The organism is Herbaspirillum sp. Her2 (genome assembly GCF_057961375.1).
This window is the reverse complement of the sequence record NZ_CM176331.1, coordinates 550,955-577,041: the sequence shown is the minus strand read 5'-3', so window position 1 is coordinate 577,041 and position 26,087 is coordinate 550,955. Positions and strand designations below refer to the sequence as shown.

23 protein-coding genes are annotated in these 26,087 nt (G+C 62.4%); 13 read left to right on the top strand and 10 right to left on the bottom strand.

What is annotated here, in order from left to right:
- The first annotated feature begins 39 nt into the window (after positions 1-39).
- Together ACWHXP_RS02550 and ACWHXP_RS02545 are read left to right on the top strand one after the other, a co-directional pair.
- Positions 40-486 carry a MerR family transcriptional regulator gene (locus ACWHXP_RS02550; protein ID WP_121045183.1) on the top strand — a complete coding sequence of 149 codons (447 nt, stop codon included), beginning with the start codon at positions 40-42 and terminating at the stop codon, positions 484-486.
- Positions 483-1,514 carry an aldo/keto reductase gene (locus ACWHXP_RS02545; protein ID WP_121045185.1) on the top strand — a complete coding sequence of 344 codons (1,032 nt, stop codon included), beginning with the start codon at positions 483-485 and terminating at the stop codon, positions 1,512-1,514. Before ACWHXP_RS02550 ends, ACWHXP_RS02545 begins: the two co-directional genes overlap by 4 nt.
- Before the next feature lie 22 nt (positions 1,515-1,536).
- On the opposite strand, the gene ACWHXP_RS02540 is transcribed toward ACWHXP_RS02545, so the two are convergent.
- Positions 1,537-2,175 (bottom strand): carbonic anhydrase, encoded by a 639-nt coding sequence (locus ACWHXP_RS02540; protein WP_034338314.1) that lies wholly within the window; start codon positions 2,173-2,175, stop codon positions 1,537-1,539.
- Between the two features lie 299 nt (positions 2,176-2,474).
- On the opposite strand from ACWHXP_RS02540, the gene ACWHXP_RS02535 reads away from it, so the two are divergent.
- The 3 genes from ACWHXP_RS02535 to ACWHXP_RS02525 are packed head-to-tail and all read left to right on the top strand — an operon-like array spanning position 2,475 to position 4,203.
- Positions 2,475-3,143, top strand: a complete 669-nt coding sequence (locus ACWHXP_RS02535) for a CsgG/HfaB family protein (protein ID WP_134223027.1) — start codon at positions 2,475-2,477, stop codon at positions 3,141-3,143.
- 29 nt (positions 3,144-3,172) lie between these two features.
- Positions 3,173-3,544: a DUF4810 domain-containing protein gene (locus ACWHXP_RS02530; RefSeq protein ID WP_489634573.1), complete on the top strand. Its 372-nt coding sequence runs from the start codon at positions 3,173-3,175 to the stop codon at positions 3,542-3,544.
- Entirely contained in the window at positions 3,541-4,203 is a 663-nt protein-coding gene (locus tag ACWHXP_RS02525; RefSeq protein ID WP_034338319.1) for a DUF799 domain-containing protein, read from the top strand. Before ACWHXP_RS02530 ends, ACWHXP_RS02525 begins: the two co-directional genes overlap by 4 nt.
- A 104-nt stretch (positions 4,204-4,307) precedes the next feature.
- On the opposite strand, the gene ACWHXP_RS02520 is transcribed toward ACWHXP_RS02525, so the two are convergent.
- From ACWHXP_RS02520 to ACWHXP_RS02505, 4 genes are all read right to left on the bottom strand, one after another.
- Entirely contained in the window at positions 4,308-5,639 is a 1,332-nt protein-coding gene (locus ACWHXP_RS02520) for a sigma-54-dependent transcriptional regulator (protein ID WP_134223029.1), read from the bottom strand.
- The gene (locus ACWHXP_RS02515; RefSeq protein WP_489634574.1) at positions 5,632-7,452 is read right to left on the bottom strand and encodes a sensor histidine kinase; all 1,821 of its coding nucleotides are present in this window, start codon (positions 7,450-7,452) and stop codon (positions 5,632-5,634) included. The genes ACWHXP_RS02520 and ACWHXP_RS02515 overlap by 8 nt, the downstream gene beginning before the upstream one ends.
- A 108-nt stretch (positions 7,453-7,560) precedes the next feature.
- Positions 7,561-8,952, bottom strand: coding sequence for an MFS family transporter (locus tag ACWHXP_RS02510; RefSeq protein WP_489634575.1), 1,392 nt, complete (start codon positions 8,950-8,952; stop codon positions 7,561-7,563).
- 423 nt (positions 8,953-9,375) lie between these two features.
- Entirely contained in the window at positions 9,376-11,688 is a 2,313-nt protein-coding gene (locus ACWHXP_RS02505; RefSeq protein WP_134137456.1) for an NADP-dependent malic enzyme, read from the bottom strand.
- Between the two features lie 402 nt (positions 11,689-12,090).
- Here ACWHXP_RS02505 and thiL point away from each other — a divergent pair, with 402 nt between their 5' ends.
- The 3 genes from thiL to ACWHXP_RS02490 all read left to right on the top strand — a co-directional run bounded on the left by thiL (position 12,091) and on the right by ACWHXP_RS02490 (position 14,220).
- On the top strand, positions 12,091-13,056 hold the full coding sequence (gene thiL / locus ACWHXP_RS02500) for a thiamine-phosphate kinase (RefSeq protein ID WP_489634576.1): 966 nt from the start codon (positions 12,091-12,093) through the stop codon (positions 13,054-13,056).
- Positions 13,053-13,598: a phosphatidylglycerophosphatase A family protein gene (locus ACWHXP_RS02495; protein ID WP_489634577.1), complete on the top strand. Its 546-nt coding sequence runs from the start codon at positions 13,053-13,055 to the stop codon at positions 13,596-13,598. The genes thiL and ACWHXP_RS02495 overlap by 4 nt, the downstream gene beginning before the upstream one ends.
- Positions 13,599-13,737: 139 nt before the next feature.
- Positions 13,738-14,220, top strand: a complete 483-nt coding sequence (locus tag ACWHXP_RS02490) for a CinA family protein (RefSeq protein ID WP_088754874.1) — start codon at positions 13,738-13,740, stop codon at positions 14,218-14,220.
- A gap of 73 nt (positions 14,221-14,293) precedes the next feature.
- On the opposite strand, the gene pyrF is transcribed toward ACWHXP_RS02490, so the two are convergent.
- Complete coding sequence (pyrF, locus tag ACWHXP_RS02485; protein ID WP_134223034.1) at positions 14,294-15,112, bottom strand: orotidine-5'-phosphate decarboxylase; 819 nt, start codon at positions 15,110-15,112, stop codon at positions 14,294-14,296.
- Between the two features lie 165 nt (positions 15,113-15,277).
- On the opposite strand from pyrF, the gene ACWHXP_RS02480 reads away from it, so the two are divergent.
- From ACWHXP_RS02480 to ACWHXP_RS02470, 3 genes are read left to right on the top strand one after another with little or no spacing between them, the layout of a single operon-like run.
- Entirely contained in the window at positions 15,278-15,871 is a 594-nt protein-coding gene (locus ACWHXP_RS02480) for a LemA family protein (protein WP_039784541.1), read from the top strand.
- A 21-nt stretch (positions 15,872-15,892) separates the two neighbouring features.
- A complete protein-coding gene (locus ACWHXP_RS02475; protein WP_489634578.1) occupies positions 15,893-16,753 on the top strand; it encodes a TPM domain-containing protein in 861 nt (286 codons plus the stop codon).
- 1 nt (position 16,754) lies between these two features.
- Positions 16,755-17,288: a TPM domain-containing protein gene (locus tag ACWHXP_RS02470; RefSeq protein ID WP_489623483.1), complete on the top strand. Its 534-nt coding sequence runs from the start codon at positions 16,755-16,757 to the stop codon at positions 17,286-17,288.
- Between the two features lie 307 nt (positions 17,289-17,595).
- Here ACWHXP_RS02470 and dacB read toward each other — a convergent pair whose 3' ends face one another.
- On the bottom strand, positions 17,596-19,044 hold the full coding sequence (dacB, locus tag ACWHXP_RS02465) for a D-alanyl-D-alanine carboxypeptidase/D-alanyl-D-alanine endopeptidase (RefSeq protein WP_489634579.1): 1,449 nt from the start codon (positions 19,042-19,044) through the stop codon (positions 17,596-17,598).
- 362 nt (positions 19,045-19,406) lie between these two features.
- Here dacB and ACWHXP_RS02460 point away from each other — a divergent pair, with 362 nt between their 5' ends.
- Positions 19,407-20,645, top strand: a complete 1,239-nt coding sequence (locus tag ACWHXP_RS02460) for a diguanylate cyclase (protein ID WP_489634580.1) — start codon at positions 19,407-19,409, stop codon at positions 20,643-20,645.
- A gap of 212 nt (positions 20,646-20,857) precedes the next feature.
- Here the strand turns inward: ACWHXP_RS02460 and ACWHXP_RS02455 are convergent, their stop codons facing one another.
- Positions 20,858-21,040, bottom strand: coding sequence for a hypothetical protein (locus tag ACWHXP_RS02455; protein ID WP_006462830.1), 183 nt, complete (start codon positions 21,038-21,040; stop codon positions 20,858-20,860).
- An 885-nt stretch (positions 21,041-21,925) separates the two neighbouring features.
- Here ACWHXP_RS02455 and mgtA point away from each other — a divergent pair.
- Positions 21,926-24,688 (top strand): magnesium-translocating P-type ATPase, encoded by a 2,763-nt coding sequence (mgtA, locus tag ACWHXP_RS02450; RefSeq protein WP_489634581.1) that lies wholly within the window; start codon positions 21,926-21,928, stop codon positions 24,686-24,688.
- Between the two features lie 178 nt (positions 24,689-24,866).
- Here the strand turns inward: mgtA and ACWHXP_RS02445 are convergent, their stop codons facing one another.
- Positions 24,867-25,586, bottom strand: a complete 720-nt coding sequence (locus ACWHXP_RS02445; protein ID WP_489634582.1) for an XAC2610-related protein — start codon at positions 25,584-25,586, stop codon at positions 24,867-24,869.
- A gap of 88 nt (positions 25,587-25,674) precedes the next feature.
- The gene (locus ACWHXP_RS02440; protein WP_489634583.1) at positions 25,675-26,073 is read right to left on the bottom strand and encodes a type 2 periplasmic-binding domain-containing protein; all 399 of its coding nucleotides are present in this window, start codon (positions 26,071-26,073) and stop codon (positions 25,675-25,677) included.
- Positions 26,074-26,087: the final 14 nt, after the last annotated feature.

The following is a 26,087-nucleotide window of genomic DNA, read 5'->3' as shown; positions in this document are numbered from 1 at the left end:
CTTGACTTGGAGCGCACTCCAACTTCTAGACTGGCTGCCATGACGACTTCCCTCACCATTGCCCAAGCGGCCGACGCCACCGGCCTGTCGGTGCATACCCTGCGTTACTACGAACGCATCGGCCTGCTCGATCCGGTGGAACGGCGCGACAACCGCCATCGCCGCTACACCCAGGAAGACCTGAACTGGATCGATTTCCTGAAGAAGCTCAAGGCGACAGGTCTGCCGGTGCGCGCCATGCTGCGCTACGCCGAGCTGCGCCGCGAGGGCAATACCCTGGAAAGCGTCAGAGAACGCAAAGCCATGCTGCAGGCGCATACGCTTTGCGTCCAACACACCCTGGCCGAGCTGCAGGAGAACCTGGCCGTCCTGCAGCGCAAGCTGGTCCTGTACGACGAACTGGAGCAAGACGCCCGTGCTGAACCTGCCCGCGCACTCCCCAGCAGCAAGGCCGACGCTCCTCCCCCCGAAAGGATGGCACCATGACCGAACCCCTCACCTCTCACCTGCAACCGGAATCCCACGTGGGTACCCGCCGCCTGGGCAGCAACGGCCCGCTGGTCTCGGCCATCGGCCTGGGCTGCATGGGCATGAGCGATTTCTATGCGCAGCGCGACGACGCCGAATCGCTGGCCACCATCGACCGCGCCCTGGAGCTGGGCATCAACCTGCTCGACACGGCCGACATGTACGGCCCCTACACCAATGAAGAACTGATCGGCCGCGCCCTCCAGGGCCGTCGCGACAAGTTCTTCATCGCCACCAAGTTCGGCATCCGGCGCGATCCGGCCAATCCCTCCGCGCGCGGCGTCGACGGCAGTCCGGCCTATATCCGCCAGGCGGTGGAAGGCAGCCTCAAGCGCCTGGGCATCGAGACCATCGATCTCTACTACCAGCACCGCATGGATCCGAACACCCCCATCGAGGCCACCATGGGCGTGCTGGCCGACCTGGTGCAGGCCGGCAAGATCCGCTACATCGGCTTGTCCGAAGCCTCGTCGGCCACGCTGGAGCGGGCGCACCGGGTGCATCCGGTGACGGCGCTGCAAAGCGAATATTCCTTGTGGACGCGCGATCCGGAAACCGAGGTGCTGGCCACCTGCCGCGCACTGGGCATCGGCTTCGTGGCCTACAGCCCGCTGGGACGGGGCTTCCTGACGGGCGCGCTGCAACGCTTCGAGGATCTGGCCGAGGATGATTTCCGCCGCACCAATCCGCGCTTCCAAGGCGAGAATTTCGCCCGCAACCTGCGGCTGGTGGAGCAAGTGAAGGAAATGGCAGCCCGGCATGGCTGCACGCCGAGCCAGCTGGCCCTGGCCTGGGTGATGGCCCAGGACCCGCACATCGTGCCGATCCCCGGCACCAAACGCCGACGCTATCTGGAAGAGAACGCGGGCGCGTTCTCGGTGAAGCTTTCTGCGCAGGACCTGATGGCGCTGGAGGCCGTCTTCCCGCGCGGAGCAGCCGCCGGGGAGCGCTATACCGAGGCCAGCATGAAAATGCTCAACCTCTGACCAGCGCCTTTCTCAAGGCAGGTCAGTCGTTGCTGCTGGCTGCCGGATGCTGGGCCAGCGGCACGAAGGTATTGGTCGCCGTATCGTGCGCCAGGATGGACCCGCTCTCGATGTCGTAGACCCAGCCATGCAGCCCCAGCCGGCCCTGTGCCAGCGCCACGGCCACCGAGGGATGGGTGCGGATGTTGTTCAGTTGCGCAATCACGTTCTCGCGCACCATGCCGTCGATGCGGTCCTTTTCGGTTTCGTGGTGGCGCGACTCGTTGATCATCCGGGCGGCATCGGTGTGATGCAGCCAGTTGCGCACGGCCGGCATGTGGTCCAGGCAGGCGCACGTCGCCACGGCCGTCATGGCGCCGCAATCGGAGTGGCCGCAGATGACGATGTCCGACACCTTCAGCTGGGCCACCGCGTATTCCACCGTGGCGCTCACGCCGCCCGGCTCCGGACCGAAGGACGGCACGATGTTGCCGGCATTGCGGATGACGAACAGGTCGCCCGGTTCGCGCTGGGTCACCAGCTCGGGCACCATGCGACTGTCGGAACAGGAAATGAACAGGGTGGTGGGCGTCTGGCCGTTGGCCAGGCTCTTGAACAGTTCTTTGCGGGAAGGGAAGACATCCTGCTGGAAACGCAGGAAGCCATTGATGATGTCGCGCATGTGGGGAATAGCCTTGATTCTTGATGAAGATGGACGCCAGGCGTCCGCGTGAGGCGGATGATATCACCCGCCATCATGCGGGCCCGCACGGACCGTGATCAGCATGATAAGGGATCTGCTTTTCCGTTAAATTTCATCAAGAAATAGCGATTTTTCTACATCTTTTCCTCTTGTCTACTGATAAAATTGCCGCCTCGAAACTTGCCAGCACGCAAGGTGCGACACTTTCGAGAGCATCAACATGAATCGAAGGGCAGTCGGGCTGCCCTTGTCGACATCAACAATTCGGGGAAAAGACTATGTTTAGCAGGTATGTCACGACCGTGGCGGCAGTTGCCATGGTGACGGCGCTGGGGGGTTGCGCCACGGAGAATTCACGCAGTCTGCCGGTGGCCCAGGTGGCCAGCGCGCAACAGGCCTACCAGGGAGCGCGCAGCCCGATCGCCGTCGGCAAGTTCGACAACCGTTCCAGCTATCTGCGCGGCATCTTCTCGGATGGCGTGGACCGTCTGGGCGGCCAGGCCAAGACCATCCTGATCACCCATCTGCAGCAGAGCAACCGCTTCTCCGTGATGGACCGTGACAACATGGGCGAGCTGGCGCAGGAAGCCAAGCTGAACAAACAGACGCAAACCCTCAAGGGTGCCAACTATGTGGTCACCGGTGACGTCACCGAGTTCGGCCGCAAGGAAACCGGCGACCGCCAGCTGTTCGGCATCCTTGGCCGTGGCAAGTCGCAGGTGGCCTATGCCAAGGTCGCCCTGAACATCGTGGACGTGAACACCTCGCAGGTGGTGTACTCGGCGCAAGGCGCAGGCGAATACAGCCTGGACAACCGCGAGATCGTCGGTTTCGGCGGCACCGCCAGCTACGACTCCACGCTCAATGGCAAGGTGCTTGACCTGGCCATCCGCGAAGCGGTGCAGAACCTGGTGACCGGTATCGATTCCGGCGCATGGAAGCCCTGAGCCCCTCCCACGAACGCAAGAGACCGACCATGATGAACAAGAAACTCGCTGCCGGGTTCGCCCTCGGCCTGGCGCTGGCCCTCTCCGGCTGCGCCAATCACCAGCAGAAATCCCTCTATGGCTGGGGCAATTACCAGGACCAGCTGTACGAACACTTCAAGACCGAAGGCAACGGCAATGCCGCCGAAATCGCCGCGCTTGAAGAGAACCTGCAGAAGATGCGCGCCAACAACGACGCCGTGCCCCCCGGCTACCACGCCCACCTGGGCATGCTGTACGCCTCCATCGGCAAGGAAGACCAGCTGATCCACGAGCTGCAGACCGAGAAGACGCTGTTCCCGGAATCGGCGCCTTACATGGACTTCCTGATGCGCAACTACAAGAAGGGATTGAGCAAATGATGCTGAACAAATTCAAGGCGCTTGGCGCCGTATTGCTGGCATTGCTGGCTTCGGGCTGCGCCACCAAGCAAAAGCCGTATGACTATGCCGAGTTCAAGGCGGCGCGTCCGGCCTCGATCCTGGTATTGCCGCCGATGAACAGTTCTTCCGAAGTCATCGCCCCCTACGGCATGCTGGCGCAGGCCACCCAGCCGCTCGCCGAATCGGGCTACTACGTGATCCCGGTCTCGCTGGCCAGCGAGACCTTCAAGCAGAACGGCCTGGCCAACGCGGCCGACATTCACGAGGTGCCGGTCAAGAAGCTGCGTGAGATCTTCGGCGCCGACGCCGGGCTCTACATCAACATCACCGACTATGGCACCTCCTACAAGGTGGTGCAGAGCGATACGGTGGTGTCGGCTGAGGCCAAACTGGTCGACCTGCGTTCCGGCAAGACCCTGTGGCAGGGGTCGGCCAGCGCTTCCAGTGCGGAAGGTCGTCAGAACCAGAACAATGGTCTGCTGGGTGTACTGCTCTCGGCCGTGGTCAACCAGATCATCAGCACCACCACCGACGCCAGCTACAAGATGGCCAGCGTGACCAGCAACCGCCTGCTGCGTGCCGGTGGCAACAACGGCTTGCTGTATGGCCCGCGTTCGCCGCAATACCAGAAGGACTGAGCAGGACCCTGCTCGCAATGCTTGCGTCGCAAGCTCTGCTGAACAGCACAACGCCGCTGCGGATCCTCACCGCAGCGGCGTTTTTTTACCTGCTCACAGGACGATCAAGACCCGGCCAACTGATATTTGCGGATCTTGTCGTAGAGCGTCTTCTTCGGAATGCCCAGCCGCTCGGCCGCCTGCGCCACGCTGCCCTCGCTGTCCTTGAGCGCGGCGGCGATCAGCCCGGCCTCGAACTGCTCCACCTGCTCCGGCAACGATAGCGTCGGCGATGGCAGTACACCAGCGGTCGCAATCTGCTCTACACCCAACACCCAGCGGTCGGCGAAATTGCGCAGCTCGCGCACATTCCCCGGCCAGTCGCGCTGCTGCCACTGCTGCATCTGCGCCGCCGTCCACGGCGGCACCTCGCGCCGGTAGCGCACCGCTGCGGCCTGGCAGAAATGCGCCAGCAGGACCGGGATGTCACTGCTGCGCTGGTTCAGCGCCGGCAGGTCGATGGAAACCACACCGATACGGTAATACAGGTCTTCGCGAAATTGCCCCTCGGCCGACAGCTTGAGCAGATCGGCCTTGCTGGCCGCTACCACCCGGCAGTCGATGGCCACCGATTCATTGCCTCCCAGCCGCTCCAGACGACGTTCCTGCAGCACGCGCAACAGCTTGACCTGCAGGGCCAGCGGCATGCTTTCGATTTCATCCAGGAACAGCGTGCCGCCGTTGGCATATTCCAGCTTGCCGATGCGGCGCTTCTGGGCACCGGTAAAGGCCCCCGCTTCATGGCCGAAGATTTCGCTCTCGAACACGGTCTCCGGCAAGGCCCCGCAGTTCAATGCCACGAACGGCCCCTTGCGGCCACTGGCGGCGTGCAGCTGGCGCGCTACCACTTCCTTGCCGCTGCCGGTCTGGCCATTGATGAGCACATCCACATCGGCCGGCCCCAGGCTACGAATCAGCGTGCGCACCCGCTCGATGGCCGGTGACTGGCCCACCAACGGCGGCAGCTCGGGATCATGTGCCCAGGCTTCGCGCAGGCGACGGTTCTCCAGCACCAGGCTGCGCTTCTCCTGGGCCCGCAGGGCGATCTCCAACAGGCTGTCCGAGCCGAAGGGTTTCTCCACGAAGTCATAGGCCCCGGCGCGCATGGCCTCGACCGCCATGCTGACATCGCCATGGCCGGTGACCACGATCACCGGCAAATCCGGATCGATGTGCATGACATGGGCCAGCACCTGCAAACCCGACCAGCCCGGCAGCCGCACGTCGGTCACCAGTACGCCGGGGAAATCCCGGGTCAGCAGCGGCAGCGCCTCTTCGGCACTGGCGCAGGCGGTCACCGTAAAACCTTCCAGCTCCAGGGCTTGGGCAGTGGCGCGGCGCACGGCCTGTTCATCTTCGATCAGCAAGGCGCTGGGAGCAGCGGCGGGGTTATCCATCAGATTCATTCTCCGTCTTCAACAGCGGCAGGCGCACCACGAATTCCGCGCCGCCCTGTTCGTGATTATGTGCGCTCAACTGGCCATTCATGGCCTGGACGATGGACGAGGAAATCGCCAGCCCCAGTCCCAACCCCTTGCTCGACGACTTGGTCGTGAAGAAAGGCTCGAACAGGTGCGGCACTACCTCATCGGCGATGCCGGCACCGGAATCGCGGATGCGCAGCACGGCCTGCTGGCGCTCTGCGTCGACCTCCAGGATCACGCAGACGCACTTGCGGGGCGCTTCTTCCACCGCATCGAGCGCATTGCGCAAGAGATTGACGATGACCTGCTCGGTGCGCACGGCGTCGCCGGTCACATGCACAGCCAGCGGCATGGCGATGTGCGTCTCGACCTCTTGCTTCTCGAAGTCGCTGGACAGCAGCCGTAGCGATGCCTCCACCGCGTGGCGCAAGTCGACGGCCGCCACGGCTTGCCCGCTCTTGCGTGCAAACCCCTTCAGTTGGCCGATGATCTTGCCCATGCTGGCACTGGCGTGGCTGATGTGTTCCAGGTTCTCAGCCACCTGCGCGTTCTGGCCGCGTGCCAGAAACTTCACCGAGTTGTCGGCGAAGGCGCGGATGGCGGCCAGCGGCTGGTTCAGTTCATGCGTCATCCCGGCGGCCATCTGGCCCAGCATGGCCAGTTTGCCAGCCTGCACCAGTTCGTCCTGGGTGGTGCGCAACAGGCTCTCGGTCTGCTGCAGCTTGGCGTACTTGGCGGCGATGGCCTGGTTGGCCGCAGTCAGTTCCTGGGTGCGCTGGGCGATCTTCTGGTCCAGTTCCTCGGCGGCGCGGCGCAAGGCGTTGCGCGAGGCCAGCCGCTCCTGCAGTCGACGCCGGTGCTGGTACCAGGCCAGCAGCGAGATGGCCAGCGCCACCATGAAGAGCGCGGCCGCCATCGCCGAGAGCATGGCCGAACGCTGCATGCGCGCCTGCGAAGGAAACAGCATCAGCTGCCACCCCAGCCGTCCTACAGGCCGCGACACGTGGGTACCGAAGCCGCGCTGCAAGGCCGGCGGCAAGGTCGAGACCGGCGTGATGGGCAGGTCCGCATACTGATGGGTGCCCTCCAGCTCGCGCTGCACCGGCGCGCTCAGGGCTTGCAGACTGTGGTACTTCCATTCGGGCCGGTTGCTGAGGAACACCACGCCGCCGGCATCGGTGAGCGTGATCGGATCGCTGCTGCTGCGCCAGGTATGTTCGAACTCGGCCAGGTCCACCTTGACCACCATCACCCCGATAGGCAGGTCACCCTCGGCCTGCTCCTGGCGGCGATAGATGGGCTGGGCGATGAAATAGCCCGGCTCGCTGGAGATGTTGCCGATGCCGTAGAAGCGCCCCGCCCTGCCCAGGATGGCTTCGCGGAAGTAAGGACGAAAACCGAAGTCACGGCCGACGTAACTGAATTCTTCATCCCAGTTGCTGGAAGCCAGCGTCACCCCCTGGCGGTTGAGCATGAAGATATTGACCGCACGCGACTGCTGCTGGATGGTCTTGAACGCGCGATTGAGCCGATCCACCGACAGCGCATCCTCGGGATGCTGCAAGACCTGCCGCACATCGGACTGGAAGCCCAGGGCAAAGGGCAAAGCTTCATATTTCTGCAGGATCGACTCCAGGTCCAGCGCGGCGATCTGCAATTGCGCGGCGGCCTGGTTCTGCTGATCGCTCTCGGCGCGCCCGAGCGCGATGCGATAGGTCAGCCCGCAGACCAGCAAGGTGGCCGCCAGGAACAGGGTCAAGATCAGCAGGTTTCGTCGCGCGCGCATGAAGGATAGGGTCAAAAGCAGCGCGGCGCCCCGCAGGGCGCCGCGTTGGAGGCGTCATGATAACGCGCCGCGCGCCACCGCAGGCAGCCGCGCGCGGGCCAGGACCGGTCAGGCCGGCTTGTGCAGCTTGCCGGCAGCGGGATCGGCCTCGCCGTGCTCGTCATCCGGATTCATGGCGACATCGCCCTTGAGGTGGCCGTCACGTTGCGGATCCGGCATGCGCAGGCTGATGATCAGCGCCACCAGGCACAGTGCGCTCACGTACCAGTAGAAGGCCGATTCCACGCCCGCCGACTTCAGCGACAGCGCCACGAATTCAGCCGAACCACCGAAGATGGCGTTACCGACCGCATACGACAGGCCCACGCCCAGCGCACGCACTTCAGGCGGGAACATCTCGGCCTTGATCAGGCCGCTGATGGAGGTGTAGAAGCTGACGATGGTCAGGGCCAGGATGGCCAGGGCCATGGCCACGCCGGGGCTGGAGACGTCCTTGAGGAAATGCAGGATCGGGAAGGTGCCGACCATGCCGAAGAAGGCGAAGCACAGCATGGAGTTGCGGCGGCCGATCTTGTCGGAGATGGCACCGAAGATCGGTTGCAGGATCATGTAGACGAACAGCGCGCCGGTCATGACGCCGTTGGCGACCTTGGGGTCCATGCCGGCGGTGTTGACCAGGTACTTCTGCATGTAGGTGGTGAAGGTGTAGAACATCAGCGAGCCGCCGGCGGTGAAGCCCACCACGTTCAGGAAGGCGCGCTTGTGCTGCAGCAAGCCCTTGAGGGTACCGGCCTCTTTCTTCTTGCGGGCACCGGCCGAGGAGGTCTCGGCCAGCGAGCTGCGCAGATACATCGCCACCAGCGCACCGACCGCGCCCAGCACGAAGGGAATGCGCCAGCCCCAGGCCATCAGCTCGGCCTTGGTCAGCCACTGCTGCATGGCGAACAGCACCAGCACGGCCAGCAACTGCCCGCCGATCAGGGTCACGTACTGGAAGGAGGCGAAGAAGCCACGGCGGCCATTAGGCGCCACTTCGCTCATGTAGGTGGCCGACGTGCCGTATTCACCGCCCACCGACAGGCCCTGGAACAGCCGCGCCAGCAACAGCAGCGCCGGTGCCCAGGCACCGATGGTGGCGTAGGTCGGCAGCACGGCCACGGCCAGCGAGCCGCCGCACATCATCAGGACCGAGATCAGCATGGAGGTCTTGCGGCCGTGCTTGTCGGCGATGCGGCCGAACAGCCAGCCGCCGATGGGACGCATCAGGAAACCGGCTGCAAACACGCCCGCCGTGTTCAGCAACTGGCTGGTGGCGTCACCCTTGGGGAAGAAGGCCGGCGCGAAGTAGATCGCACAGAAGGAATAGACATAGAAGTCGAACCATTCCACCAGGTTGCCGGAGGAGGCGCCGAGGATGGCGAAGATACGCTTGCGGTATTCGGTGGCGCTCAAGGGCGTGCTGGTGGTGCTGGGCGCGCTGCTTTGCGGGGTGACACTCATGGAGATCTCCTGTTATGGCCACAGGCCCATCCGATGGACGCGGCGTGCGGCGGGTCATCTTGCTTTGATAGAACCGGAACAAGGCATAACGCAGAGGCCAGCGGGACCAGGCGCGTGAAGACGATGCCAGGAGCGCATCAGGTGTCTGTCTCCGTGTTTGCTTTTTTGTTTTGATGTTCATATTGCAGGCTTCGTGCCAGCACGAAAAGCTGGGCAATCAGATCGCAAGCCATTGATTGCAAACGGTTTTATCAAAATCACCCAAAAAGAACCCGCCAAGCCGGTGCGGATTCCCGGAATGCTGCTGCGCGGCATGTCCGGGAATCCAGCCACGCAGACAATGAAAAGCGGCGCATGTCTTTCGACATGCGCCGCTTTCAAGGTCTTGCGGTCTACGGTCTTACGGTCCGACCGAGGCTGCGATCAGCGTTCGGACAAGGCATCCATGACGCACAAGGCTGTCATGTTGATGATGCGGCGCACCGTCGCCGACGGGGTCAGGATATGCACCGGCTTGGCACAACCCAGCAGGATGGGGCCAATGGCCACACCGTTGCCCGATGCGGTCTTGAGCAGGTTGTAGGCGATGTTGGCGGCGTCGATGTTGGGCATGACCAGCAGGTTGGCGTCACCCTTCAACGGCGAATCCGGGATCACCGCATTCAACAGCTTGGAATCGAGCGCGGTATCGCCGTGCATTTCGCCATCGACTTCCAGGTCCGGCGCGATCTCGCGCAGGATCGCCAGGGCTTCGCGCATCTTGCGGGCCGATTCGCTGTTGCTGGAACCGAAGTTCGAATGCGACAGCAGTGCAGCACGCGGATGCAGGCCGAAACGACGCATTTCTTCAGCGGCCAGCATGGTGATCTCGGCCAGCTCGCGGGCGTTGGGGTTTTCGTTGACGTGGGTGTCCACCATCACCAGCTGGCGATTGGGCAGGATCACCGCATTCATCGCGGCATAAACGTTCACGCCTTCACGCTTGCCCAGCACCTGGTCGATGTAGTGCAGGTGCAGCTGGGTGGTGCCGTAGGTGCCGCAGATCATGCCGTCGGCATCGCCCTTGTGGATGGCCATGGAGCCGATCAGGGTATGGCGGCGGCGCATTTCCAGCTTGGCGTACTGCTCGGTGACACCCTTGCGGCGCGACATCTCCAGGAAGCTCTGCCAGTAATCGCGGTAGCGGTTGTCGAAGTTGGGGTTGATGACCTCGAAGTCGGTGCCGGCACGCAGGCGCAGGCCGAACTTCTTGATGCGCTGTTCCAGCACTTCCGGACGGCCCACCAGGATGGGCTTGGCCAGGTTTTCATCGACGATCACCTGGACGGCACGCAGCACGCGCTCTTCTTCACCTTCGGCGTAGACGATGCGCTTCTTGGCCTCGGCAGCCTTCTTGGCGACCTGGAAGATCGGGCGCATGAAGGTACCGCTGTGGTAGACGAACTGTTCCAGCTTTTCGATGTAGGCATCCATGTCCTGGATCGGACGGGCCGCCACGCCGGAGCTTTCGGCAGCACGCGCCACGGCCGGCGCGATCTTGATCATCAGGCGCGGGTCGAAGGGCTTGGGAATGATGTATTCCGGGCCGAAGGACAGGTTGGCGATGCCATAGGTCGAGGCCACGATATCGGACTGCTCGGCCTGGGCCAGTTCGGCGATGGCGTGGACGGTGGCGATCTCCATCTCGCGGGTAATGGTGGTGGCACCCGAATCGAGCGCGCCGCGGAAGATGTAGGGGAAGCACAGCACGTTGTTGACCTGGTTCGGATAATCCGAACGGCCGGTGGCGATGATGGCGTCGTCACGCACGGCCATCACTTCTTCCGGCAGGATTTCCGGGGTCGGGTTGGCCAGGGCCAGCACCAGCGGACGGGCCGCCATCTGCTTGACCATCTCGGGCTTCAACACGCCGGCGGCGGACAGGCCCAGGAAGATGTCGGCATCCGGGATCACTTCGGCCAGGGTGCGGGCGTCGGTTTCGCGGGCGAAACGTTCCTTGTCCGGGTCCATCAGTTCCTTGCGGCCCTTGTAGACCACGCCGGCCAGGTCGGTGACGAAGATGTTTTCGATCGGGAAGCCGAGGTCGACGATCAGGTCCAGGCAGGCCAGCGCCGCTGCGCCCGCGCCAGAGACCACCAGCTTGACGTTCTTGATGTCCTTGTTGACGACCTTCAGGCCGTTCAGGATGGCCGCGCCGACGATGATGGCGGTACCGTGCTGGTCATCGTGGAAGACCGGGATCTTCATCTTCTCGCGCAGCTTGCGCTCGATGTAGAAGCACTCCGGTGCCTTGATGTCTTCCAGGTTGATGCCGCCGAAGGTCGGCTCCAGGGCCGCGATGACGTCGATCAGCTTGTCCGGGTCGGTTTCATTGATTTCGATGTCGAAGACGTCGATGCCGGCGAACTTCTTGAACAGCACGCCCTTGCCTTCCATGACCGGCTTGGAAGCCAGCGCACCGATGTTGCCCAGGCCCAGCACGGCGGTACCGTTGGTGATCACGGCCACCAGGTTGCCACGGGCGGTGTAGCGGAAGGCGTTGAGCGGGTCGGCGACGATTTCTTCGCAGGCCGCCGCCACGCCCGGAGAATACGCGAGGGAGAGATCACGCTGGTTGGTCAGCAGCTTGGTGGGCGTGACCGCGATCTTGCCCGGGGTCGGAAACTCGTGGTAATCCAGCGCTGCCTGACGAAGTTGCTGACGCACTTCTTCTTTCTTACTGATCATCGAATCCATACTCTGTATTCTCTAGTTGACTTGCGAAGGGGGTCGATTCTAGCAGAGGTCGGCCTTCAATCATAGGCCGCCAGGCTCATGCTGCTCCGCGCAAAGCCTTTTCCGGACTGGCTTTGCGGCCTGTCACCCCAAACCCGTGATGACCGCGAACATGGCCTTTCCGGGGCCAGATGACGACCAGTTGTCGCCTGATGTGCGCAGTTGCGGGCAGCTTGATTTCCCGTACGAGAGGCTGACACCGCCCTTGCATATCCGGTATTGGGGAAAACCCCTATCCCTTCACTCGCCTCACTTGCGTCCTGCCGTAACGCCACATCCAGGCAATTTGCGCTGCATCGCAACATGCATCGTCGCCGGGATATTGTGCGCCTGAAGCCGTGACGGATTGGTTACAATCGCGCCATGCTTTCCGAATTCGAACTCATCGCGCGCTATTTCAGCCGCCCGCCCGCTCCTGACAGCCGCACGGCCTTGGGTGTGGGTGACGACTGCGCGCTGATGACACCGGCCCCGGGGATGCAGCTGGCCATTTCCAGCGACATGCTGGTGGCAGGCCGCCACTTCTTCCCGGATGCCGATCCCCTGCTGCTGGGCCACAAGTGCCTGGCCGTCAATCTCTCCGACCTGGCCGCCATGGGCGCGCAGCCGATCGCCTTCACGCTGGCCCTGGCCTTGCCGGAAGCCCGCGCTGACTGGCTGGCACCGTTCTCGCAGGGCATGCTGGCGCTGGCCGATGCCCATGGCTGCGAGCTCATCGGCGGCGACACCACCAAGGGCCCGCTGACCATCAGCATCACGGTCTTCGGTGAAGTGCCACCGTTACAGGCGCTGCGCCGCGATGCTGCCCGTGCGGGCGATGACATCTGGGTCTCCGGCACGCTGGGCGATGCCCGTCTGGCACTGGCCGGCTACCGCCAGGAATTCGACATCAACAGCGAAGCGCTGCAGCTGGCTGCCCCGCGCATGCATGCGCCTACCCCGCGCGTGGCGCTGGGTCTGGCCCTGCGCGGCATAGCCCATGCCGCCATCGACATCTCCGATGGCCTGGCGGGCGACCTCGGCCACATCCTCGATCGTTCACATGTAGGGGCGACGCTGGACGTGGACGCCCTGCCGCCCGGCCCGGCCTTGCAGCAGCGCGACCTGCACCTGCGCCGCCGCTTTACCTTGTCCGGTGGCGACGATTACGAACTTTGCTTCACTGTCCCGGCGCGCCAGCGCGAGGCGGTCCTGAAGGCGGCCCAGTCCGCCGGCACCGCCGTCACCCGCATCGGCCAGATCGATGCGCAGGCCGGTCTGCGGCTGCTGGATGCCGCTGGTGAACCGCTGCAGGACACACCGGATTCCTTCGATCATTTCCGTTCATGAACCCAGCTTCTTCGCCCTTCCCGCCGCCGCCTTCGGCCTCTCCCCGCAAACGCAAGCCGACCCCGCACTTCATGCTGGCGCATCCGGCCCACTGGATCGCCCAAGGCTTCGGCAGCGGCCTCTCGCCCATCATGCCGGGCACGGCCGGAACGCTCTTCGCATGGCTGTCCTACGTGGTGCTGTCGACACGCTGGCCGCACGTCTTCACGGCGGCCAACTGGCTGGTGATCATTGCGGCCGGGTTCATCATCGGCATCTGGGCCTGCCATCGTACCGGGCAGGCGCTCAATTCGCCCGATGACGGCAGCATGGTGTGGGATGAGATCATCGCCTTCTGGCTGGTGCTGGTGCTGGTGATGCCGGCCAGCCTGAAGACGCAGTTCGCGGCCTTCCTGGTGTTCCGCTTCTTCGACATGATCAAGCCGCCCCCGATCGCCTGGTTCGACCGGCGCTTCAAGGGCGGTTTCGGCGTGATGTGGGATGACATCGTGGCGGCCTTCTACACCTTGCTGGTGTTCGCGTTTTGGCGCACTTATTGGTAACGGGAAGTGAACAATCGGAGCTTGTCCGATACAACATTTCCTGACATCGGAGTATGCTAGTTCACGCACGTCGTTGATCAACCGACCGCAGCGCGCCCGCCACCCTGCGCAGACTGCGGCACAGCCGAGGATGACACTCATGGACAGCACCCTGGACCTGGCCACCCGCGTCGGCCACACCCTCAAAGCCAAAGGCCTGCTCCTGGCCACTGCAGAATCCTGTACCGGTGGCGGCATCGCCCACGCCATCACTGAAATCGCCGGATCCTCGGAATGGTTCGATTGCGGTTTCGTGACCTATTCGAATGCTTCCAAGAACGAATTGCTGGATATTTCCGAAGCCCTGATCGCCCAGCATGGCGCAGTCAGCGAGGAAATCGCCGGTGCCATGGCCGAAGGGGCAGTGGCCAACAGCAGCTCGGACGTGGCCGTCTCCACCACCGGCATCGCCGGCCCCGGCGGCGCAGTACCGGGCAAGCCGGTCGGCACCGTCTGCTTCGGCTGGCGCGTGGGCGACAAGACCTATACCGAACGCCTGGTCTTCAAGGGCGACCGCCAGCAGGTGCGGGCCCAGACCGTGGAACATTCGCTCAAGGGCTTGCTGAAGCTTCTGGCAGATTGAAGCGGCGAACATGAAGAAAAAGGCGGCGCTCCCATGGAGTCGCCGCCTTTTTCTTCATCTCTGCTTGCGCGGTTCAGCGGAAGCGGTTGATCTCGTCCCGCGTCTGGATGGCCACCCGGCGCGCCGCAGCGGCGAAATCTTCACCCGCTTCCGGCTTGGCGTAGAGGATGGCACGTGAAGAATTGATCATCATGCCCGTACCCGAGGCCGTCTTGCCGGAGGTGACCGTCGCTTGCACGTCGCCCCCCTGGGCACCCACGCCCGGCACCAGCAGCGGCATGTCGCCGATGATGGCGCGCACCTGCGCCAGTTCGTGCGGGAAAGTGGCACCGACCACCAGGCCGCACTGGCCATTGGTATTCCACTTCTCGGCCACCAGGCGCGCCACGTGCTGGTACAGCGGCTTGCCATCGACTTCCAGGAATTGCAGGTCGGAACCACCGGCGTTGGAGGTGCGGCACAGCACGATCACGCCGCGATCCTTCCATTCCAGATAGGGCGAGACCGAGTCCCAGCCCATGTAGGGGCTGACCGTGACGACGTCGGCGTCATAGCGCTCGAAGGCTTCGCGGGCATACTGCTCGGCGGTGGCGCCAATGTCGCCGCGCTTGGCATCGAGCACCAGCGGGATCTCGGGGTAGTTGCTGCGCAGGTAGGCGCAGATGCGCTCCAGCTGCTCTTCCGCGCCCAGCGCGGCGAAATAGGCGATCTGCGGCTTGAAGGCACAGGCGGCTTCGGCGGTGGCATCGATGATGGCGCGGCAAAATTCAAAGATGGCGTCCGGCTTGCCCTGCAGCTCGGCGGGGAATTTCTTGAGGTCGGGGTCCAGGCCGACGCACAGCAGGGAATTGCGCGAAGTCCACGCAGCGTTGAGTTTCTCGATGAATGTCACGGTGATGCCTTTAACTGAAAGATGCGCTATTGTAGCGCGCCGGCCTGTCCAGACCTCGATTTTTGACTGATGTTCAGGGTTTTTCACGGAACATCGGGCACTTCAGGAGGTTTGCATGGTCTCATGCGCTCCCTTTGCTTCACTTTTTGCTACGAGGAAAACAACATGAAAAAACTCTTCGCCTGGCTGGCCATTGCCATGACGGCCCTCACCCTCTCCGGCTGCGGCTACAACGAATTCCAGGCCAAGGATGAAGCCACCAAGGCGGCTTGGGGCGAAGTGGTCAACCAGTACCAGCGCCGCGCCGACCTGATCCCGAACCTGGTCAACACCGTCAAGGGCTATGCCTCGCACGAGAAGGACACCCTGGAAGCCGTCACCCGCGCCCGCGCTGCGGCCACCAGCTTCCAGATCACCCCGGAAGTGCTCAACGACCCCAAGGCCTTCGCCAAATTCCAGGAAGTGCAGGGGCAATTGTCGTCGGCGCTGTCGCGCCTGATGGCGGTCTCCGAGAACTACCCGCAGTTGAAGGCCGACACCAGCTTCCGCGACCTGCAATCCCAGCTGGAAGGCACCGAAAACCGCATCACCGTAGCCCGCCAGCGCTATATTGCCGCTGTGAAGGATTACAACATCCTGGCGCGCAGCTTCCCCACCAACATCACGGCCAAGCTGTTCAGCTATGAAGTCAAACCCTCGTTCACGGTAGAAAACGAAAAAGCCATTTCGACCGCGCCCGCGGTCAACTTCGGCAAATAAGCACGGGAGCCCCGATTGGCCATGCGCAAGCTGCTCCTGACCTGCTGGCTGCTGGCGTGGATCGCGCTGGCCGCCCCGGCCCGTGCCGATGACGGCCTGGTGCCGGTGCCACCGCTGTCGGCCCACGTGATCGACCAGGTCCACCTGCTGCAGCCGCAGCAGCGCCAGGCCCTCGAAGGCGTTCTGGCCGAGATCGAACAGCGCACCGGCAGCCAGATCGGCGTGCTGCTGATGTCCTCCACCGCCCCCGAAGCCATCGAGCAATACAGCATCCGCGTGGCCGACGCCTGGAAGCTGGGCCGCAAGGGCGTCGATGACGGCGTGATCCTGATCGTCGCCAAGGACAATCCCAAATCCCTGCGCCGCCTGCGCATCGAAGCAGGGCGTGGGGTACAGGGCAGCCTCACGGATGCGCAATCCAAACGCATCCTGGAAGACGTGATCGCCCCGCATTTCCGCCAGAACGATTTCTATGGCGGCCTGGCGGCAGGCGTGACGGCCATCACCACCTTGCTGGAACAGGAAAAGCTGCCACCGGCCAAGCGTTCGTCCAGTGCGGTGCAGACTGATGATGGCGGTGGATGGATCACGTTGATGGTGATCGGGCTGTTCCTGGTGGTGTTCTTCACGGTCTTGCTGAAGTCGCGCCGCAGCAGCCGCAACGCGCTCAACAGCAATGACTGGGGACGCGGCGGCAGCACGACCGCCGGCGTCATCATCGGCAGCCTGGTCGACGAGGCCTTGCGCCAGGCCAGTTCCGGACGGGGCGGTTCGCGTTCGGGTGGCGGCGGCTTCGGTGGTGGATTTGGCGGATCATCCGGTGGTGGCTTCTCCGGCGGTGGCGGCACATTCGATGGCGGCGGTGCCTCGGGAGACTGGTGACATGGCGTACAACAACGCATCCCCTTCCCTGTTTGCGCGCATGTTGCGCCACTTGCGCATGACGCGTGCGGCGGCACGGCGCATCTTCCCCTCTGCCACCCTCAAGGCGATCCAGGCCAGCATCGGCGAAGGTGAGCGGCAGCATCGCGCGCAAGTGCGCGTGATCGTCGAAGCCGCACTCACGCTGGGCGCAGTGCGACGCGGCGAAAGCGCGCGGCAGCGCGCGCACGAGCTGTTTTCGCATTACCGCATCTGGGATACCGAAGAAAACTGCGGCGTGCTGGTCTATCTCAACCTGGCCGACCGCAAGGTCGAGATCGTGGCTGATCGCGGCATCAACGCCCGCGTCACGCGGGAGCAATGGCAGCAGGTGTGCAAGCAGATGACTGCCGGATATGCCGCCGGCCAATACGAGGCCAGCACACTGCAGGCACTCGCCAGCCTGCACGCCATCCTGGCGAAGGTCTTGCCGCGCGACCCTGGGGGCCGCGACGAGCTGCACAACGAACTCTCGGACAAACCCTTGCTACTTTGATGCCATGAAAATACTGTTCTGGCTGGTGGCGCTTGCCGCACTGTTGCTGCTCCTGCGCATGATCATGCGCCGCGTGATGCCCCGGCCGCAGCCGCCAGTGCATTATCGCGCTCCCTCCTATTACAGCAAGACACGCTATAGCTCACCGGGTGTTCCTGCAAGCAACGGCGCTGGCTGGGCCGGCGACGTCAGCAGCTCCGGCAGTGGCTCTGACGGAGGAAGCGGGGGCGACTGCGGCGGCGGGGATGGCGGCGGAGGGGGTGATGGTGGAGGCGGCGGCTGCGATTGAAGCCGCCCGTTCTTCATCTCAACCGTTTTCGTAGACCCACTGCAACAAGGCATCCTGCGCCTGCTGCCCATTGGGCGCAGCAGCGTGATTGATCAGGAACACCACCACATAGGTCTTGCCCGAGGCGGCCTGCACATAGCCCGCAATCGAACGCACGTCATTGAGCGTGCCGGTCTTGATGTGGGCCTGCCCCGCCACGCTCTGCGTCTTCAGGCGACGGCGCATGGTGCCGTCGTAACCGACCAGCGGCAGCGAGGACACGAATTCCGGCATCAGCGGCGAACGGTAGGCCTGCACCAGCACGCTGGCCAGCAGCGCCGGCGTGACGCGCTCCACGCGCGAAAGACCGGCGCCGTTCTCGATGGCCAGGCCATTGGTATCGATGCCCTTGTCATTGAGCCAGCCGCGCACCGCGCGCGCGGCATTGACGGTATCACCGGGCTGCCCGGTCATCTCCGCCCCCAGCGTGAGCAGCACCTGGCGCGCCATCACGTTGTTGCTGTACTTGTTGATGTCGCGGATGACTTCCGGCAACGGCGGCGACTGCACTTCCACCATCAGCCGCGCCGAAGGCGTGACCTGACCGTTGACCACACGCCCGGCAAAACTGCCGCCGAGGTCGGCCCACATTTGTACAAAACTCGCGCCTACATACTGCACATTGTTCATGCGATACGGATGGACATACCATACGCGCGGCCCGCAGTCGGCGCTGTAGCTGCCGGTGAAACTGACGGCGTTGGGGTCGTTGTTCATCTTCAGCTTGCCCTGCCAGTCGCCGCAGGGCTCCTGCGACAAGCGCGGCGGCGTGACGGTGATGCCGGCCATCGGTGGATCCATGCTCACGCTGACCACGCCACTGGCGGCATCCGGCTCAAAACGGAAAGCCTGGGTGCGGTAATTCATCAGCAGGGCATCGGGGCCGGCGTTGTATGGCTTTTGCGGATCGCCATCGAACTGCGAGGGGTCATAGCTGGACTCCGCAAAATACGTACGATCCAGCACCAGGTTGCCGCGAATGTCCTTGATGCCGCGTGCGCGCAGCTGGCGCAGGAACAACCAGAAATTCTCCAGCACCAGCTTGGGATCGCCCCCGCCCTTGAGGATCAGGTCGCCATTGAGCACGCCACCGGCAAGCGTGCCATCGATGTAGGCTTGGGTCTTCCAGGTATAGGTCGGCCCGAGGATTTCGAGCGCGGCATCCGTGGTCACCAGCTTCATCACGGAGGCCGGATTGAACGGCTGCCCGGTATTGTTGGCCGCCAGCATGCGCCTGCCGTTGTCGGCATCGACCACCACGACGCCGGTATTCTGCTGGGGAATATGGGCCACGCGCAGCGCCCCCACCACCGACGGCGGCAGGCCTTGCGCATTGACGACAGGGGCGACACTGCTGGCCAGCAGCGCCAGCCACAACGAAGAAAGGCCAAGCCGGGGAGACTTCACGAGACGGGGGAAGCGGAACATGATGGAGACGGAAATGAGGAGCAGGCATTATAAGGGGATGCATGACCGGCCGTCGGTGCAGCAGGCGGCGATGACGACATCGGCGCGTCACCTTGCCATGCGACACTAGAGTCTGTTCTCATCCTGCTTGAAAGACGCGATGTGAACGGCCCGGCCTGACACTGACCAATGCCCGGCGGAAACGGTTCCCCGTGCCCGCAAGATCCCGGTCAAGGCAAGCGCAGAGCGGGCTTGCGAACAGCCGCCAGATGGCGTTACGCTGCGTGACTGATAATCATCGCTTGCATGTAATCGTGCGTACCAGAAACTCCGGCGACCGCTGGCCCGGCTGACATCACCCGCGGACCAGACGAAAGAAAAACATGAACATGTCCTCCCCCTCCAATCCCGATTGCCCCACCCCGCGACCGCCCGCTGCACGCCTGCTGGCCTTGCTGCTGGACGTACTCAATCCGATCGCCCTGCTGCGCCAGCGTCCCGCGCGTTCTGGCGAGGCGAGCCAGGCGGCGCTGGCCGGCAAGGGCGTGCGCTTCGTGCAGCGCATCTACCGTCTGCGGGTGATTGGCCTTGGCGTGGGATTTTTCTGCGTCGCCGCCGGCTTCCTGCAGCATCCCGTGCCTTGGTCGCTGTGGCTGTTGCTGGGCGTGCATGGCTACCTGTGGCCGCATCTGGCGCGCCAGTGGGCCCTCAGGGCGGCGATCCCGTATCGTGCCGAACGACGCAACCTGGTGATCGACGCCGCCTTTGGCGGCTTCTGGATTGCAGCGCTGCAGGGCAACCTGGTGCCCAGTGCGGTCATCATCTCGATGCTGTCGATGGACAATATTGCCGCCGGCGGACTGCGCCTGTTCATGCGCGGCCTGTATGCCAGCCTGGTGGCTGGCGTGCTGGGATGGTGGCTGCTGGGCGCGCATTTCCAGCCGCAATCGGACCTGACCACCATCCTCGCCTGCCTGCCGATGATGATGCTCTATCCCCTCGCGCTGGGGCAGTCGACCTATCTGATGTCGAAGAAGCTGGCCGATCGTTCACGCCAGTTCGAGATCGTCAGCCAGCTCGATGGGCTCACGCTGCTGTTCAATCGCCGCTACTGGGAGAGCCTGCTGCTGGGCGAATTCGAACGCCTGCACCGCCAGAGCTCCGCGCAGCACCAGACCTTCCTGCTGTTGCTGGACCTGGACCACTTCAAGAGCATCAACGACACCTGGGGCCACCTGATCGGCGACGAGGTGCTGCGCAACTTCGCACGCCTGCTGCGGACCATGCTGCGCGAGCAGGACGCCATCGGACGTTACGGCGGTGAGGAATTCGGCGTGATCCTGCGCGACGTGTCGCCAGCCGATGCGCTGGCGCTGTCACAGCGGGTGATCGAAGCGGCGCGCACCAGAAATGATGAAAACAATTTATACGGTTGTACGGTCAGTGCCGGACTGGTGCCCTTCTCTGCGGACATGGACGCTCATTTCGTCTGGCTGCAACGCGCCGACCACGCCATGTACTGCGCCAAGGAAAGCGGGCGCGATCGCCTGGTGGCCTGGGATCCGGCGCTGGAGCGCGCGCCGCGCATGCCCAATCAGCCGCCGCCACCCTGCTGCGTATAGGCACGCCGGGAAGAAACCACGAAAGCGATGGACGCAAAAAAGGCCGATGTTTTCGGGGCCGCCACGAGACCACTGTGAAAACATCGACCTAGGGAAATCAAGGCGGGGCGATCGGCATGACGGAATGATAGGCGTACTTCCCTAAAAAAATGCCTGCGCCGATGCCCCGGCCACTGCCGCAACGAGCGGCAAAGCGGGCCGCAGAAAGCCCGCTAAATTAGCACTGGCAGTGCTTCCAGTACTAAAAGCGCGAGCAGTGCGCCGAAGACCGCGCCCACTGCTCTCAAACTGGTTCGGACCATCCGTGACGCCACCGGAACCTCGCCGCAGAGCAACAAACCCGCCAGCGCCATGGGGATGAAGAACATCAGATTGTTCATGATGAGGTTGGGCATGATGCGTCTCCTGGTCGAGTTTATTGGTTTTGCGCGGGGTAGCTGCGCGTACTCTGTTCGGGCTTGCCTCGTTTCGAGTATAGGCCGTACACCATGGAAGACAAGGCTCACCCGGCGAGAATCGGTGCTGCACAGCAGCGTCCAGAGCAGCGAAATACCGCTTCACCATCCTCGCTGTGAAGCAGAAAGCTTCCGCTCCATCTTGTTGCAGATGCACAAATTTTCGGCAACGCGGGCGAATTTGCCTTGACCCTGTTTTCCGGGCGGGCGTAGAATTCGCCCGTTCTCATTTTTTGGAGTCCCTCTCATGGGCACTTGTTCGGGTGACAGTTGTTGCCGGTTAATTCCGGGTTAAGCCTCAGCAAGGATTTCAGCAGGACTTCATCCTGTCGTCATCTTGCACCAGGCAGATGACGGCAATTCATGTCGGCAGCGCGCGGTCTTTCCAGGCCGGTTTTCAGCAGCGCCGCTGACAACGACATTCCCTCACAACGACAGATCGACGATCGACCGCCGCAGACACGGCGTCAGAACGCAGCTGCATCGCGACCGCATTGCCCGCTCCATCGAGCCGGCAGCCGGCTCGCCTGATGCCGCGCGCGTCATGACGCACCGCCTTCCGCATGGCCAGCCGCCATGCGGCTGCCCGTCTGTTGCCGCCGTCAGGTGCCGATGACAGGGTCTCCGCTCAACCAGGCGGAGGCTGCAATGCGACAGACACATTCATCATGAACACGCGAAGACCCAGCGCGCCGCGTCCGGCCGCCCGTCTTGGCGGGGGCCGTCCACGGCGCTGACCCCGATGCCGGCCTGCCGTGCTGCAGGCCGACGCGATGCAAACCGCTTCGTCCACGGGACGAGGCCCAACAAGAAAAGAAGCACGCCATGAATCTGAACCTGCTGAAAGAAACCTTTGTCAGCTTCATCCGCGCACGCGGTATGGACCGTCATTTCCGCCGCCTGGGCATGGACATGTTCCGCAGCGCCCCGGTCACCAAGGAAGTCCCGCAAACCCTGGCCGAGCAATTGAGCGAAGCTTCCCGCAGCGAGGTCCAGGCCCTGCTGCAGCGCCTGCAATCGCGCCCCGACGGCCTGACCGAATCGGAAGCCGATGCCATCCGTGAACACAGCGGCCCCAATGAAGTCGAGCACGAAAAGCCGCTGACCTGGTACGTCCACCTGTGGCACTGCTACAAGAACCCGTTCAACCTGCTGCTGACCCTGCTGGCTGCGGTCTCCTTCTACACCGAGGACATGAAGGCCGCCATCGTCATCGGCACCATGGTGGTGGTCTCGACCTTGCTGCGCTTCGTGCAGGAAGCACGTTCCAACACCGCCGCCGACAAGCTCAAGGCCATGGTCAGCAACACCGCGACCGTGATGCGCCACGACCAGGTCGAAGAGATCGCCGCCGAAGCGCAGCGTTACTTCGACGTGATGCTGCACCCCAAGGGCGCGCGCCGCGTCGAGGTACCGATTCACAAGCTGGTGCCGGGCGACATCGTGCTGCTCTCGGCGGGCGACATGATCCCCGCTGACCTGCGTCTGCTGGCCGCCAAGGACCTGTTCGTGAGCCAGGCCGCGATGACCGGCGAATCGCTGCCGGTAGAAAAATTCGTCACCCCCAGCAACCTCAATACCAGCAGCCCGCTGGAGCTGGACAACCTCTGCTTCATGGGCACCAATGTAGTCAGCGGCTCGGCCACGGGCGTGGTGCTGACCACCGGCAAGCGCACGTATTTTGGTGCGCTGGCCGAACGCGTCACCGCCACGGACCGCACGCCGACTGCCTTCCAGGCGGGCGTCAACAAGGTCAGCTGGCTGCTGATCCGCTTCATGCTGGTGATGACGCCGGTGGTGTTCTTCATCAACGGTTTCACCAAGGGCGACTGGGTGGAGGCCTTCCTGTTCGGCCTCTCCGTGGCAGTGGGTCTGACGCCGGAGATGCTGCCCATGATCGTGACCTCGACCCTGGCCAAGGGCGCGGTGGCGCTGTCGCGCAAGAAAGTGATCGTCAAGCGGCTCGACGCGATCCAGAATTTCGGAGCCATGGACGTGCTGTGTACCGACAAGACCGGCACGCTCACGCAGGACAAGATTTTCCTGGAACGTCATACCGACATCCACGGCGAACCCGACGACGAAGTGCTGCAATACGCTTACCTGAACAGTTATTACCAGACCGGCCTGAAGAACCTGCTGGACGTGGCCGTGCTGGAGCACGCCGAGCTGCAACGTGAAATGTCCATCGCCTCGGCCTATCGCAAGGTCGACGAAATTCCTTTCGACTTCCAGCGCCGCCGCATGTCGGTGGTGGTGTCCGAGCGTGAGGATCACCACGAGCTGATCTGCAAGGGTGCGGTCGAGGAAATCGTCTCGGTGTGCTCGCACGCCCGCGTCAATGGCGAAGTGGTACCGCTGACCCCGGCCTTGCTGGAAGAGATCCGCGCCACCACCGGCAGCCTCAACGCCGAGGGCCTGCGCGTGGTCGGCGTGGCCGCCAAGGACCTGCCGCCGACCAAGGAGGTCTACAGCCTGGCTGACGAATCGGATCTGGTGTTGATCGGATACATCGCCTTCCTCGATCCGCCCAAGGAATCGACCGCCCCGGCGCTGGCCGCATTGCGTGCGCATGGCGTGAAGGTCAAGATCCTGACCGGCGACAACGAACTGGTCACCGCCAAGATCTGCCGTGAGGTCGGGCTCGAGGTCAAGGGCATGCTGCTGGGTTCGTATGTCGAGAAGATGAGCGATGCGGAGCTGTCGCAGGCGGTGGAGACGGTGACGGTCTTCGCCAAGCTCTCGCCGGCGCATAAGGAACGCATCGTGCGCGTGCTGCATGATCGCGGACACGTGGTCGGCTTCATGGGTGATGGCATCAACGATGCGCCGGCCCTGCGTGCTGCCGACATCGGTATCTCGGTGGATACGGCGGTGGATATTGCCAAGGAAGCGGCGGATCTGATCCTGCTGGAGAAGAGCCTGATGGTGCTGGAAGAAGGCGTGCTGGAAGGCCGCAAGACCTTCGCCAACATGCTGAAATACATCAAGATGACGGCCAGCTCCAACTTCGGCAATGTCTTCTCGGTCTTGATTGCCAGTGCCTTCCTGCCTTTCCTGCCGATGCTGCCCTTGCATCTGCTGGTGCAGAACCTGCTGTATGACGTCTCGCAGATCTCGATTCCCTTCGACAACGTCGACAAGGAATTCCTGGAAAAGCCGCAGCGCTGGGATGCCGGTGACATCGGCCGCTTCATGGTCTTCTTCGGTCCGATCAGCTCGATCTTTGATATCACGACCTTTGCGCTGATGTGGTATATCTTCGGCGCCAGCACGCCGGAACATCAAACCCTGTTCCAGTCCGGCTGGTTCATTGAAGGGCTGCTGTCGCAGACGCTGATCGTGCACATGATCCGCACGCGCCGCATCCCCTTCTTCCAGAGCCGCGCCTCGTGGCCGCTGATGGGGATGACATTGGTCATCATGGCCATCGGCATTGCGATCCCGATGACGCCGCTGGCGCATTACTTCAAGCTGGCGGCGTTGCCGCTGTCGTACTTCCCGTGGCTGGTGGCGATCCTGGTCGCCTATGCGGTGCTGATCCAGGGGATGAAGGGGTGGTATGCCAGGCGGTATGGGTGGCAGTGAGCTGTCGCCTGTCTGATGAAATGAAAATGCCTGCTCTTTGGAGCAGGCATTTTTTCTTCGCGAGAAATACAAGGTCTGCTTCTGTTCAGATGCAGTCCATGCCTTCCCCTTTTCATTCTGTTCTAAGCACTCTTAGTAAGTGTCGACTTCCACCGGATGCAGAACTGAAGAAACCGCTTTACTGATTCAAGAAGGAGCACCTTCCCGGTTCCGCCATCTTGTTGAAATCATAGAGCTCAGCTGCGAAAGATCGCTTGCGAGTAACCCACATGTTTTTAGCAAATCGTTTGACCGTCACCTCCACGATGCCATTTGACTGATTCCATATTTCAGTTTTCTCGCAGACCTTTTTTAGGCCTCTACCATTGGAGGTAAACTCAAAGCTGTACAAGATCCCATCTGCGGCCTTGTTATACGCAAGCAAGCGCTTTCTTTTTTTATCTATCTGGAACATCCCAAGATACTCTCCACCTGCAAGGCGAGTAAGGGCGGAATTCCGAGAATAGATCTTTCTTTTTTTATCGTAGGTATAGACGTCGTAAGAGGCGTAACCGTAGCTCCCCTTGTAACCATCCTGAACTGCAAAGTCGTCATGTCCATCGAAATCAAAATCTCCAATAACTATATTTCCATCTTCTTCCGTTGAGAGAAAATTTTGATTTGAACTGGAGCCGGTATTGATGGCGATATCAAAATCATCAGACTCAATCTCTGAAATCTTCTCGTGTGTATCGATCCTGAACAGGAAGATTCTAGCTCGTCCCCGGCACGCGTATTTATCACAGTGATCTATCAGAATTCTGGCGGAATACTTGCCAGATATATCGGGTATGACAACTACCTCCCCATACACAACTGGACATGAAAAAAACATGATCACCAATAAAAAGCTTTTCATATTCCGATATATCTTCTTTCCCTACGCAACTCCAAAGGACTGAGCCTGACATCCTCAACCAGGGCTCGTTTGATGTAAGCGATATAGATCAACGGTCTGGACCGTAATCGTCGACTGTCACCACATCAGACAACTCATGACGGCTGATCGAAGAAGAAAGAGTGCTTTTGAAAGTACGTTCGAGGTCCACAAGGTAAGCCTTGACGGCCTCCCCATCTCTACGCGACGTCCCTACCGCCACGCCCAATGAAAGATGCCGAACCATGAAAGGTGGTTCAATGACACGCAGATTCAGATGCCTCAGCTCGGCCGGCTCCCGCTGAAACAGCTCTCCCGCTGCCGCGGTGAGATTCTTATCGAGAAATGCTTGGACTACATTCGTCTGATCTGAAATGCGTACGACAGTGGCACGCACAAGCTTGCTGGAAAGATATTGTTCATAGATGCTACCCTGACTGACTGCAATCCTGACTGAGTCGCTGTCCAATTGCGCGTTGGTGG

Coding starts and splice junctions, on each gene's coding strand:
- ACWHXP_RS02550 (WP_121045183.1), top strand. CDS start 40: ATGACGACTTCCCTCACCATTGCCCAAGCGGCCGACGCCACCGGCCTG.
- ACWHXP_RS02545 (WP_121045185.1), top strand. CDS start 483: ATGACCGAACCCCTCACCTCTCACCTGCAACCGGAATCCCACGTGGGT.
- ACWHXP_RS02540 (WP_034338314.1), bottom strand. CDS start 2,175: ATGCGCGACATCATCAATGGCTTCCTGCGTTTCCAGCAGGATGTCTTC.
- ACWHXP_RS02535 (WP_134223027.1), top strand. CDS start 2,475: ATGTTTAGCAGGTATGTCACGACCGTGGCGGCAGTTGCCATGGTGACG.
- ACWHXP_RS02530 (WP_489634573.1), top strand. CDS start 3,173: ATGATGAACAAGAAACTCGCTGCCGGGTTCGCCCTCGGCCTGGCGCTG.
- ACWHXP_RS02525 (WP_034338319.1), top strand. CDS start 3,541: ATGATGCTGAACAAATTCAAGGCGCTTGGCGCCGTATTGCTGGCATTG.
- ACWHXP_RS02520 (WP_134223029.1), bottom strand. CDS start 5,639: ATGGATAACCCCGCCGCTGCTCCCAGCGCCTTGCTGATCGAAGATGAA.
- ACWHXP_RS02515 (WP_489634574.1), bottom strand. CDS start 7,452: ATGCGCGCGCGACGAAACCTGCTGATCTTGACCCTGTTCCTGGCGGCC.
- ACWHXP_RS02510 (WP_489634575.1), bottom strand. CDS start 8,952: ATGAGTGTCACCCCGCAAAGCAGCGCGCCCAGCACCACCAGCACGCCC.
- ACWHXP_RS02505 (WP_134137456.1), bottom strand. CDS start 11,688: ATGGATTCGATGATCAGTAAGAAAGAAGAAGTGCGTCAGCAACTTCGT.
- thiL (WP_489634576.1), top strand. CDS start 12,091: ATGCTTTCCGAATTCGAACTCATCGCGCGCTATTTCAGCCGCCCGCCC.
- ACWHXP_RS02495 (WP_489634577.1), top strand. CDS start 13,053: ATGAACCCAGCTTCTTCGCCCTTCCCGCCGCCGCCTTCGGCCTCTCCC.
- ACWHXP_RS02490 (WP_088754874.1), top strand. CDS start 13,738: ATGGACAGCACCCTGGACCTGGCCACCCGCGTCGGCCACACCCTCAAA.
- ACWHXP_RS02480 (WP_039784541.1), top strand. CDS start 15,278: ATGAAAAAACTCTTCGCCTGGCTGGCCATTGCCATGACGGCCCTCACC.
- ACWHXP_RS02475 (WP_489634578.1), top strand. CDS start 15,893: ATGCGCAAGCTGCTCCTGACCTGCTGGCTGCTGGCGTGGATCGCGCTG.
- ACWHXP_RS02470 (WP_489623483.1), top strand. CDS start 16,755: ATGGCGTACAACAACGCATCCCCTTCCCTGTTTGCGCGCATGTTGCGC.
- dacB (WP_489634579.1), bottom strand. CDS start 19,044: ATGTTCCGCTTCCCCCGTCTCGTGAAGTCTCCCCGGCTTGGCCTTTCT.
- ACWHXP_RS02460 (WP_489634580.1), top strand. CDS start 19,407: ATGAACATGTCCTCCCCCTCCAATCCCGATTGCCCCACCCCGCGACCG.
- ACWHXP_RS02455 (WP_006462830.1), bottom strand. CDS start 21,040: ATGCCCAACCTCATCATGAACAATCTGATGTTCTTCATCCCCATGGCG.
- mgtA (WP_489634581.1), top strand. CDS start 21,926: ATGAATCTGAACCTGCTGAAAGAAACCTTTGTCAGCTTCATCCGCGCA.
- ACWHXP_RS02445 (WP_489634582.1), bottom strand. CDS start 25,586: ATGAAAAGCTTTTTATTGGTGATCATGTTTTTTTCATGTCCAGTTGTG.